Source organism: Amycolatopsis sp. H20-H5 (genome assembly GCF_035828755.1).
Lineage (GTDB): Bacteria > Actinomycetota > Actinomycetes > Mycobacteriales > Pseudonocardiaceae > Amycolatopsis.
Map to the genome: position 1 here is coordinate 1 of NZ_JAYMZS010000265.1, position 1,631 is coordinate 1,631.

2 protein-coding genes and 1 pseudogene are annotated in these 1,631 nt (G+C 67.3%); all 3 read left to right on the forward strand.

Annotation, left to right across the window (positions count from 1 at the left end; all coding sequences use genetic code 11):
- A pseudogene (locus QMK34_RS47360) lies at positions 1–97 on the forward strand (TAXI family TRAP transporter solute-binding subunit); the annotation flags it as partial.
- A gap of 168 nt (positions 98–265) precedes the next feature.
- On the forward strand, positions 266–724 hold the full coding sequence (locus tag QMK34_RS47365) for a tRNA (cytidine(34)-2'-O)-methyltransferase (protein WP_326421608.1): 459 nt from the start codon (positions 266–268) through the stop codon (positions 722–724).
- Between the two features lie 118 nt (positions 725–842).
- Positions 843–1,631 (forward strand): IS630 family transposase (locus QMK34_RS47370; protein ID WP_326421609.1); only part of this gene is annotated, 789 nt, incomplete at its 3' end.

Below are 1,631 nucleotides of genomic sequence, written 5' to 3' on the forward strand. Positions count from 1 at the left end.
CGGCACCCAGTTCCTCGACGTGCGGACGCTGATCGGCACCAGCCCGGTGCCGTTGCAGCCCGGCGCCGCCGCGTCCTACCGCGCGTTGCACGGCTGAGCTGTCCGCCCCTCAGCCGCGAAGGTCCCTGAAGGCCACCATGACGGCGTTAAACGCCGTCATGGTGGCCTTCAGGGACCATTGACAACGGGGCCGGGGAGGCTGTGGTGGGATGAAGCGCCGTCGTGGTGTGCACGCGGGCCCTGTGAACGAAAGACGACCGACACCTTGTTCCGCATGCTGTTCTTCCAGCCCGAGATCCCGCCCAACACCGGCAACGCCATCCGGCTGGCCGCGAACACCGGCTGCGAGCTGCACCTGGTGGAGCCGCTCGGGTTCGCCTTGGAGGACAAGCAGCTGCGCCGGGCCGGGCTCGACTATCACGACCTCGCCAGGGTCCACGTCCACCAGGATCTCGAAGCGGCGTGGCTGGCCCTGCTCCCAGCGAAGGTCTACGCCTTCAGCTCCTCGGCGACACGGCGGCACACCGACGTCTCCTACCAGCCCGGCGACGTGCTTCTGTTCGGCCCGGAGTCGTCCGGCCTGCCCGCCGAGGTCCAGCACGCGCCGCAGGTGACCGACCGGATCCGGGTGCCCATGCTGCCCACCAGCCGCTCGCTGAACCTGGCGAACACCGCCTCGATCGCCATCTACGAAGCCTGGCGCCAGCACGACTTCGCCGTCTAAGCATGTGGCCAGAAGTTGTGGCTGTAACCCACACGCGAACCCCTTGTGAACGTGAAGAAACCTCGTCGGGTTGGATCGAGTTACCACACCAGACCGACCCGACGAGGCCACAACAAGTATGCGCCCAGCGCACATCTACGCCACCCTGACCCCAGCACAGCACCACGACCTGATCACCGCCCTGCACGGACGGTGGCGGATCGCCGCCCGCATCGTCATGATCGTGTTGTCCGCATCCGGGATGAGCGCACCCGAGATCGCCGAACTACTGCACTACAACCCCGTCACCGTACGACGATGGATAAACCGGCACACCCACCACGGCATCGACGCCTTACCCGACCAGCCACGTAGCGGCCGGCCCCGCCTGGGCAGCCCCCGCCTCGGGCACCGCATCCGCACCCTGCTGGACACCCCGAAAGCCTGGACCACCAGCAGGGTCTGGCGAGCGGCCGGACGACCCGAGATGAGCCTGCGTACCTTCCACCGGCGGCTGCGTGAACAGGCCCGCTGGTGCCGTCCTCGCCTCATCGCCAAAGGCGACCCCGACCACGACACGATCTGCGCCGACATCCGCGACCGCATCACCGCCTTACCAGCGGGATCAGTCGTCCTGGCCGAAGACGAAACCCACATCGACCTACTGCCCAGACTGCGGTCCTGCTGGATGCCCACCGGGCTACGCCACCAGATCCTCACCCCCGGCTCCAACAAACGCCGCACCGTGCACGGAGCAGTCAACCTCGCCACCGGCGCCTGGCACCACCACGTCTCGGTCAAGAACGTGTCCGTGGTGTTCTGCTACTTCCTCCAACTGCTGCTCGACGCCTACCCCGACGCACCGGTCGTGGCTGTCATCAGCGACAACGGATCCACCCACGACAGCGGCATCACCCAGCGGTGGCTG